At 68.4% G+C, this 8,967-nt stretch carries 10 protein-coding genes; 2 read left to right on the plus strand and 8 right to left on the minus strand.

Features of this window, described 5'->3' with window-relative positions; translation table 11 throughout:
* The 7 genes from ACFQ27_RS20130 to ccoN form a co-directional block, all read right to left on the minus strand.
* The coding region (locus tag ACFQ27_RS20130) for a heavy metal translocating P-type ATPase (RefSeq protein ID WP_377354828.1) at positions 1-1,469 on the minus strand (1,469 nt) is incomplete at its 3' end.
* Positions 1,460-1,951, minus strand: coding sequence for a FixH family protein (locus ACFQ27_RS20135; RefSeq protein WP_374343384.1), 492 nt, complete (start codon positions 1,949-1,951; stop codon positions 1,460-1,462). The genes ACFQ27_RS20130 and ACFQ27_RS20135, both read right to left, overlap by 10 nt.
* On the minus strand, positions 1,948-3,447 hold the full coding sequence (gene ccoG, locus ACFQ27_RS20140) for a cytochrome c oxidase accessory protein CcoG (protein ID WP_377354829.1): 1,500 nt from the start codon (positions 3,445-3,447) through the stop codon (positions 1,948-1,950). Before ccoG ends, ACFQ27_RS20135 begins: the two co-directional genes overlap by 4 nt.
* Before the next feature lie 5 nt (positions 3,448-3,452).
* Positions 3,453-4,319, minus strand: coding sequence for a cytochrome-c oxidase, cbb3-type subunit III (gene ccoP, locus ACFQ27_RS20145; protein ID WP_374343388.1), 867 nt, complete (start codon positions 4,317-4,319; stop codon positions 3,453-3,455).
* A complete protein-coding gene (locus ACFQ27_RS20150; RefSeq protein WP_374343390.1) occupies positions 4,306-4,482 on the minus strand; it encodes a cbb3-type cytochrome c oxidase subunit 3 in 177 nt (58 codons plus the stop codon). The genes ccoP and ACFQ27_RS20150 overlap by 14 nt, the downstream gene beginning before the upstream one ends.
* Positions 4,479-5,216, minus strand: a complete 738-nt coding sequence (gene ccoO / locus ACFQ27_RS20155) for a cytochrome-c oxidase, cbb3-type subunit II (RefSeq protein WP_374343392.1) — start codon at positions 5,214-5,216, stop codon at positions 4,479-4,481. Before ccoO ends, ACFQ27_RS20150 begins: the two co-directional genes overlap by 4 nt.
* Positions 5,217-5,230: 14 nt before the next feature.
* Positions 5,231-6,883, minus strand: a complete 1,653-nt coding sequence (gene ccoN, locus ACFQ27_RS20160) for a cytochrome-c oxidase, cbb3-type subunit I (RefSeq protein WP_374343394.1) — start codon at positions 6,881-6,883, stop codon at positions 5,231-5,233.
* Between the two features lie 133 nt (positions 6,884-7,016).
* Here ccoN and ACFQ27_RS20165 point away from each other — a divergent pair, with 133 nt between their 5' ends.
* The gene (locus tag ACFQ27_RS20165; protein WP_374343396.1) at positions 7,017-7,274 is read left to right on the plus strand and encodes a hypothetical protein; all 258 of its coding nucleotides are present in this window, start codon (positions 7,017-7,019) and stop codon (positions 7,272-7,274) included.
* A gap of 252 nt (positions 7,275-7,526) precedes the next feature.
* Here the strand turns inward: ACFQ27_RS20165 and ACFQ27_RS20170 are convergent, their stop codons facing one another.
* Positions 7,527-8,174 (minus strand): hypothetical protein, encoded by a 648-nt coding sequence (locus ACFQ27_RS20170; RefSeq protein WP_374343398.1) that lies wholly within the window; start codon positions 8,172-8,174, stop codon positions 7,527-7,529.
* 56 nt (positions 8,175-8,230) lie between these two features.
* Here ACFQ27_RS20170 and ybaK point away from each other — a divergent pair, with 56 nt between their 5' ends.
* On the plus strand, positions 8,231-8,701 hold the full coding sequence (gene ybaK / locus ACFQ27_RS20175; protein ID WP_377354830.1) for a Cys-tRNA(Pro) deacylase: 471 nt from the start codon (positions 8,231-8,233) through the stop codon (positions 8,699-8,701).
* Positions 8,702-8,967 lie beyond the last annotated feature (266 nt).

Here is an 8,967-nt window from a genome sequence, read left to right on the forward strand (position 1 = left end):
GCCTCGGCCGCCAGGGCGCGCGCCAGCGGGTGGGCCGAGGCCCGCGCCAGGGGCGCGGCCAGGGCCACCAGGCCGGCAGGGGCCTCGATCAGGTGCGGGCGGCCTTCGGTCAGCACGCCGGTCTTGTCGAACACCACATGGTCGATCTCGGCCAGGCGCTCCAGCGCCGCGCCCGACTTCACCAGCACCCCGCGGCGGAACAGGCCGCCGGAGGCGTTGATCTGCACCGCCGGGACCGCGAGGCCGAGCGCACAGGGACAGGTGATGATCAGCACGGCCACGGCCCGCAGCAGGGCCTCGCGCGGCCCAAGGCCCAGCGCCCAGCCCGCGACAAAGGTCAGGGCCGCGGCGGTGTGGACCACGGGCACATAGATGGCGGCGGCCTTGTCGGCCAGGCGCACATAGAGCGAGCGCGACTGGGTCCCGGCCTCCACCAGGCGGGCGATGGCGGCGACGGCGGAGTCCTCGGACTTCACCGTGGCCCGCAGGGTCAGCACGCCGGTCAGGTTCAGCGCCCCGGCCTGGATCCGCGACCCGGCCGCCACGGGCTCGGGCCGGGTCTCGCCGGTCAGGAGGGCGTTGTCCAGCTCGGCGCTGCCGGCCTCGACCACCGCATCGACGGGCACGCGCTCGCCGGGACGCACGATCAGGCGGTCGCCAACGGCCACCTCGGCCAGGGGCTTGCGCTGCTCGTGGCCGGCCTCGTCCAGCACCACCGCATAGGGGGCCTGGAGCGCCAGCAGGTCAGCGGCGGCGCTGCGGGCCTTGGCGCGCAGCTGGTGGTCCAGCCACCGGCCGATCAGCAGCAGGAACAGCAGCGAGACGGCGGCGTCGAAATAGGCGTCACGGCCGTGCAGCAGGGTCTCTACGAAGCTGATCGCCAGGGTCAGCAGCACGCCGATGGAGATCGGCACGTCCATATTGGCCCGGCCGACCTTCAGCGAGCGCCAGGCCGACTGGAAGAACGGCATGCCGGCATAGAGGGCGCAGGGCGCGCCGATCAGGGCGCTCCACCACTGCATCATGGTGCGCGTGGCCGGACCCAGCTCCTGGCCGAACAGGCCGGCCCAGAGCGGCACCGAGAACATCATGGCGTTGCCGGCCCCGAAGGCGGCGACGCCGAGCGCCAGGGCCAGGCGGCGGCCCTCGCGGTCGTGGGCCTCCACCGCCGCGCCGGGATCAAACGGCGTGGCTGAGTAACCCAGGCCCTCGACCGTGGTCAGCACCGCGCCGGGATTGGCCACGGCGCCGGTCCGGAAGGTGACGGTCAGCTTGCCGCTGGTCAGGTTCAGCCGCGCGGCCTCCACGTCGGGCAGGGCGGCGACGCCCTTCTCGATCTTAGCCATGCAGTTGGCGCAGCGGGCGCCCTGGACCAGCAGGTCGATCCCCTTGGCCCCGCCTTCACGGGGCTTCAGGAAGGCGCTGAGGTCCGGGCCCGCGCCGGCGACAGTGTCATAGGTCAGGGCCATGTGACACGCCGTTCGGCCTCGAACACATGGCCGTCCTTGTCGCGAGCGGTGACCGACACGTCCCAGGCGCCGGAGGCCGGGGTGATGTCGGCCTGGTAGTAGCCTGGCGCGATGGCGCGGAACTTCGGCGTCAGGCGGCCGGTTTCGGTGGCCGGGCGTTCAAGCTTGCCGGTCAGGGTCAGGCCTTCCAGCGGGCGGCCGTCCTTGTCGCGGAACTGAACCTCCAGGGCCCGGCTCTGCTCGGGGGCGATGCCGGCCTGCCAGCCCAGCTCCCGCTGGGCGGCGATCTGGGCCAGCTTCCTGTTGTAGGCCACGCCGTCCTCGTAGGGCGTCACCGACACCTGACCGGGGAAGGTCTTGTAGGCCAGGGTGGCGAAGTAGAAGTCCACCGCGAAGACCAGCAGGAAGAACCCGGTGACGGTGATCAGCACGTGCCAGCCGGTGATGCGGAAGCCCCCACGGACTTGAGTTGCGTCGCTCATGGATTGGCCGCTCCCGAAAGGAAGGTGCTCTTGGCGGCGATCTTAAGATCACCGGACACCAGGGTGAAGGTGGCGGGCAGGTTTGCGTCCTCGAGGTCGCCTTGCGCCCCGGTGACGAAGACCCGGACCGCGCGGGTCTGGTTGGGCTCGACGGTGAAGGTGATCTCGCCGTCGGTGGCCGCCGCGCCAGGCGTCTTCAGCCGGGCGTGCGGCACGCCGGTGAAGTCCACCTCGAAGGTGCGGGTCTGGAAGCCGCGGTTGGAGACCTTCAGCGTGTAGCCGTTGCGGATCGAGCCGTCGTGCAGGCGCACAAAGGTCGGATTGCGGTCCCGAAGCACGTGCAGGTCGATCTCCTGGCGATGCAGGAAGCCCCACAGCATGATCGCGCTGACCAGGCTGAACGCCACGGCGTAGTAGATCGTCCGGCTGCGGACCAGGTGATAGGTCGGCTTCTGGCCACAGCTGCGCTGGGCCACGGCGTTATCGGTGTCATAGAAGATCAGGCCCTTGGGCCGACCCACGCGCTCCATGATCTCGTTGCAGGCGTCAATGCACAGGCCGCAGTTGATGCATTCCAGCTGGGCGCCGTCGCGAATGTCGATGCCCATCGGGCAGGCCACGACGCAGGCGTTGCAGTCGATGCAGTCGCCACGGCCGGTCCAGTCCTGGCCCTTCTTGTGCGGGCCGCGCGGCTCGCCCCGGTCCTTGCGGTAGGTGACCTGCAGCGAGTTGAAGTCGAGCATGGCGCCCTGGATGCGGGGCCACGGGCACATGTAGGTGCAGACCTGCTCGCGCATCCAGCCGGCGAACACATAGGTCGTGCCGGTCAGCACGGCGCAGGAGACATAGGCCGTCATCGGCGCCTGGCCGACCCAGAAGGTGCGGATCAGGGTCGGCGCGTCATGGAAGTAGAAGATCCAGGCCCCGCCGGTGCCGAACGCGATGCCCAGCCAGGCCAGGTGCTTGCCGCTCTTGCGCCAGGCCTTGTTGAAGGACATGGGCGAGGCGTCGAGCTTCATGCGGGCGTTGCGGTCGCCCTCGAACAGCCGCTCCACATAGATGTAGAGGTCGGTCCAGACCGTCTGCGGACAGGCGTAGCCGCACCACAGACGTCCGAACAGGGCCGTCGTCAGGAACAGGGCCAGGGCCCCCATCACCAACAGGCCGGTGATGAAATAGACCTCCTGGGGCCAGAGCTGGATCCAGAAGAAGTAGAAGCGCCGGCCGGTGAAATCCACCAGGACCGCCTGGTCCGGAAGGCCGCCGGGGCGGTCCCACCGGATCCAGGGGGTGAGGTAATAGATCCCGAGGGTCAGGATCAGCAGCGCCCACTTGATGTTCCGCCAGGTCCCATGGACCAGCTTCGGATAAATGGGCGTCCGCGCCTTATAGAGACCCCCGCCCGGGTCGGCCTTCTTGCGGGCCCGGGCGGCGGCTGAAACCGGACCTGAACCCTCGGGTTCAGGCGTCCTTGTCCGGTCTATGACTGTGGTCATCTACACTACTGACCCGCCGCGTTTGCGTGGATGTAAACCGCCAGAGCCTTGATGGTCTCTGGGTCGAAGCGATGCTCCCAGGTCGGCATGACGCCGCCGCGGCCATTCCAGATCTGGCCCTTGATGTCGGCGCGAGCCGAGCCATAGAGCCAGTCGGCGTCGGTCAGGTCAGGCGCGCCCTGGGCGGGCATGCCCTTGCCTTCCGGGCCATGGCAGATGGCGCAGTTGGCCTGGAACACCGGAGCCGCCCGGGTCACCGCCGCCGCATTGGCCGGACGGTGCGACAGGGCCACCACATACTCCGTCAGGTCGTTGACCTGGTCGGCGGGAACGATCCCGTCGCGGCCGAAGGCCGGCATCTGGGAGAAGCGGGTCTGGGGATGGTCGGAGCGCACGCCCACCGTGATGGTGTGCTGGATATCCTCCAGGGTCCCGCCCCACAGCCAGACGTCGTCGCGTAGGTTGGGATAGCCCTTGCCGCCGGCGCCGCCCGTGCCGTGGCAGGTGGCGCAGTTGTCGCCGAACACCGACTGGCCGACGGCCAGGGCGTAGGCCTGCAGCTTCGGATCGGATTCGATCTGCTGCAGGGAGGCGTTCTTCAGCTGCGCGCCCTCGGCGCCGCGGAGGGCCTTCAGCTCATTGAGCTGCTGGGCCACGTCGGCGCGGTCGGACTTGTTCAGCGTGCCCTTGGTGTAGCCGTGCAGGCCCGGCCAGGCCGGCATCAGCACCCAATAGACGATGGCGACGCCGACACAGAGCCAGAAGGTCCACAGCCACCAGCGGGGCAGCGGGTTGTCGAGTTCACGAATGCCGTCCCATTCGTGGCCGGTGGTTTCGACGCCGGAGACGTCGTCGGTTTCACGCGGGGACATCTTGGTCCTCCTGTTCGAGGGGCATCTGGGCGAGGCGGTTGAACACCTCGCGGTTCCGGGGCCACAGCGCGTAGATGAGGCCGCCCAGGAAGATGAGACCGAAGTAGATGGTCCCCCCCTGCTGGGCGAACTTGGCCACGGTCTCGTAGGTCAGACCGCTCATCTCAGGTTCTCCGGGGCTTCGGCCTTGTAGGTCTTGAAGTCGACCAGGGTGCCGAGCATCTGGAGATAGGCGACCAGGGCGTCCATCTCGGTCAGGCGCTCGGGATCGCCGTCGAAGTCCCGCTGGGCGACCTTGTCGCCATAGCGCTTCTTCAGGGCGGTGCCGCCGGCGTCGAAGGGATCGGCCTGGGCTTCCAGGTCGGCCTTGGCGTTCTTCACCGCGTCGTCGGTGTAGGGCACGCCCACGGCCTTCATGGTCCGGACCTTGTCCTGGATGTCGCGGTAGTCGAGCTCCTTCTTGGCCAGGAAGGCGTAGGGCGGCATCACCGATTCCGGCACCACGGAACGCGGGTCGATCAGGTGATCCCGATGCCAGCTGTCGGAGTACTTGCCGCCGACCCGCGCCAGGTCAGGCCCGGTGCGCTTGGAGCCCCACTGGAAGGGGTGGTCGTACATGCTCTCGGCCGCGAGGCTGTAGTGGCCGTAGCGCTCCACCTCGTCCCGCAGGGGACGGATCATCTGCGAGTGACAGACATAGCAGCCCTCGCGGATGTAGATGTCGCGGCCGGCCAGCTCCAGCGGGGTGTAGGGACGAACGCCCTTCACCTTCTCGATGGTGCTCTCCAGGTAGAAGAGCGGAGTGATCTCGACCAGGCCGCCGATGGCGACGACGATCAGGATCCCGATGATGAGCAGCAGGGAGTGCCGCTCAAGCTTGGCGTGATGTTTCCACATGGTCGGAAGCCCCCTCAGCTCGCGGACGCCAGGGCGGGCTTAGCCGCTGCGGACGTCTCGGTGGCGGAGCCGGGCATGCGGACCGTGCGCCACAGGTTGTAGGACATGATGATCGCGCCGGCGAGGTACATGAGGCCGCCAGTCATGCGGACGATGTTCTCGACGTGCTTGGCGGCGACCGTCTCGACGAAGGAGTTCGCGAGGAAGCCCTGCGGCGTGTATTCGCGCCACATCAGGCCTTCCATGATCCCGGAGACCCACATCGAGGAGATGTAGAGCAGGATCCCGGTGGTCGCGATCCAGAAGTGCCACTCGACCAGGCGGTCGGAGAAGAGCTTCTCCTTCTTCCACAGCCACGGCACCAGGCAGTAGACCGCGCCGAAGCTGATGAAGCCGACCCAGCCCAGGGCGCCGGAGTGCACGTGGCCGATCGTCCAGTCGGTGTAGTGCGACAGGGCGTTGACCTCGCGGACCGACATCAGCGGGCCTTCGAAGGTGGACATGCCGTAGAAGGCGATCGAGACGACCATCATCCGGATGACCGGGTCGGTGCGCAGCTTGTCCCACGCGCCGGACAGGGTCATCAGGCCGTTGATCATGCCGCCCCAGGAGGGCATCCACAGCATGATTGAGAAGGTCGCACCCAGGGTCTGCGCCCACATCGGCAGGGCCGTGTAGTGCAGGTGGTGCGGACCGGCCCAGATGTAGATGAAGATCAGGGCCCAGAAGTGCACGATGGACAGGCGGTACGAATAGACCGGCCGCTCAGCCCGCTTCGGCACGAAGTAGTACATCATGGCCAGGAAGCCGGCGGTCAGGAAGAAGCCCACCGCGTTGTGGCCGTACCACCACTGGGTCAGGGCGTTCTGGACGCCGGCGAACAGCGAATAGCTGCGGTGGTTCAAGAGCCCGACCGGCAGGGCCAGGTTGTTGACGATGTGCAGCATCGCGATGGTGACGATGAAGGCCAGGTAGAACCAGTTGGCCACGTAGATGTGGGGTTCCTTGCGCTTCCAGATCGTGCCCAGGAAGACCAGCAGATAGGCGACCCAGACGATCGTCAGCCACAGGTCGATATACCATTCGGGCTCGGCGTATTCCTGGCTCTGGGTGACGCCCAGCAGATAGCCGGTGGCCGCCAGCACGATGAACAGCTGATAGCCCCAGAACACGAACCACCCGGCCAGCCCCCCGGCCAGACGGGCCCGGCAGGTGCGCTGGACCACATAGAAGGACGTCGCGATCAGGGCGTTGCCCCCGAAGGCGAAGATCACGGCCGAGGTGTGCAGCGGCCGCAGGCGGCCGAAGTTCAGGAAGCCGAAATCCGAGAAGTAGAGCAGCTTGGGGAAGGACAGCTGGGCGGCGATGACCACGCCCACCAGGAGCCCGACAACGCCCCAGAACATGGTGGCGATGACCCCGGCCCGGACCACCCCGTCCTCATAGGACTTGGGATCGCCGCGGAAACGGCCCGCGCCGATCCCCGCGGTCATGACGCCGGCGGCGATCACGAAGGCGATCAGGAACACATACATGTGGAACCTGAACAGGGGATCGGCCGTGAAGGCCGCAGCGAGGAGGGCGAGCAGCGCCCCCACACAGCTGAAGGTCAGGACGATGGCCGCGTCGAGCGGTGTCCTGCCTTCGTTTGAAGATGATGTTTGCATTTGCCCCTAACGCCTTTTTCCAGAGACGTCCGGCTCTTGCGCCGGCCGCCATAAGGAGACCTTGATTCAAGTCAAGGCGTCGACCGTCATGCTTTGGCCTTATCGCCGCAATCCGGAAACGAAAGGATCGGCCATGCCTGCCATGCGCGCCTCGGACAGCCTGCTTCTCGCGGGTCTTGCGCTGCTGTTCGCCGCTGGGGTCTCGGCGGAGCTGGCCTTCGCCCACATGCGCGAGACCGCGGCCCTTTATGGGGTGATCTGCGGCCAGGGGCCGTCGGCGCCTGGACACTGCGCGGCCTGCTATGTGGCGGCGATCACCGGCCTCATGGGCCTGGCGACCCTGGCCGCGCGCCGCACCCTGCACCGCCGGCTCGCCCGCGTCGGGGTCTGACCTCTGGCCTACACGGCCTCGGCGCGTCCTTCCCCTAGACCGTCATGGCCGGGCTTGTCCCGGCCACCCATACGCGCCTGAGGTTCAGGCCGGGGCGCGGCTGCGCCGCCTCATCCTATCTGCGGCCACGGAGTTCATGGGTGGCCGGGACAAGCCCGGCCATGACGGCGCAGATTGAAGCAACAGTCTCACAAATGAGGAGCAGGGCTCCGATAGGAGCGGCCTTCATCGGACCCAAGCGCCAACGTGTCCCTACCGGGCCAGCCGGAACAGGACCTGGTCGGTGTAGGTCTCCTGCACCAGGCTGAAGGCCTGGCCGTCCGGCGTCGACAGCACCGCCCGGTGCCGCAGGATTTCCGGCGGAATGACGAAGGTCGCCCCCGGCGTCTCCTGCGGACGCGGCAAGGTGTCCCAGTCCGCCGGCAGCGGCCGGAACAGCACCTCTGACGACAGGGTGCGGCGGCGATAGCCCAGGCCCTTCACCACCACCCCGAACGGCGTGTCCGTGGTCTCCAGGAGCCGGTTCATCTCCGGCGTCAGGCGGCTGGGCCGATACCAGTTGTCGGCCCGGGACAACACCCGCTCGCCGCAGGCCAGCTCGACCCGCCGATAGCGCAGGGGCTCGTCGGCGCCGACGCCCAGGTCAGCCCGCTCGGCCGCGCCGGCCGGCTTGTCCAGGCTGATCCGACGGGCGGTGATCTTCAGGCCGGGGGCGCTGCCGTGGGTGTCGCACCAGTGCTGCAGGGTCTGGGTGGCGCTGTCGTGGCTGAGCAGCTCGGCGTTGAACGCCTGCAGCTGCGCCCAGGCCTCCAGGCGCGCCTCATGGGTGTCCGGCCAGACGCCGCCAAAGGCGCCGGCCACCAGGGCCGCCGCGGCGGCCAGGACGGGGGAGGAACTCATGGGCCTCGTCTCGCACTCCGGTGCGCCGCGCGCAAGTTACCGCTAAAAGCCTCGCCATGGCCAAGACCACGCCCGCCACCCTCGCCCTGAAAAAGGCCGGGGTCGCCTTCGACCTGCACGCCTATGACTACGACCCCGACGCTCCCCGCGTCGGCCTCCAGGCGGCTGAGGCCCTGGGCGCGGATCCCGCCCGCGTGCTCAAGACCCTGATGGCCGAGGTGGACGGCAAGCCGGTCTGCGCCGTGCTGGCCTCGGACCAGGAGGTGGCCATGAAGCGCCTGGCCGCCGTCTTTGGCGGCAAGAGCGCGGCCATGATGAAGCCCGCCGACGCCGAGCGGATCACCGGCTTCAAGGTCGGCGGGGTCAGCCCCTTCGGCCAGAAGAAGCGCTGTCCCACCGTGGTCGACGAGGCGGCGCTCGCCCATGCCCGCGTCTTCGTCAACGCCGGCCAGCGCGGCCTGCAGGCCGAACTCGCCCCCGCCGACCTAGTGGCGGCGCTGGGCGCGATAGTGGCGGCGATCACCTAGCCACGCCCAAGGGCGGCGCCCCGACCGCGACACAATGGGCCGGCAGCTTGGCCATGGACTCGGATCCGTCTCGCCTTGGCCGGCGAGATGGATAGGATCGGATATCCCTGGTTTCGGAAGACTCGAGATGGTCGTACGCGCTTTCGTCGGCGGTGTGGTCGCCGCCCCCTTGATCGCCCTGTCCCTGTTCAGCGCCGCCGCCGCCCAGGAGGTCGCCCCGGTCGCGCCGCCCGCGCCCCCGAGCCTGCAGCCGCCGCCCGCCGAGG

This window comes from Phenylobacterium conjunctum, assembly GCF_042679085.1.
Taxonomy (GTDB): domain Bacteria; phylum Pseudomonadota; class Alphaproteobacteria; order Caulobacterales; family Caulobacteraceae; genus Phenylobacterium; species Phenylobacterium conjunctum.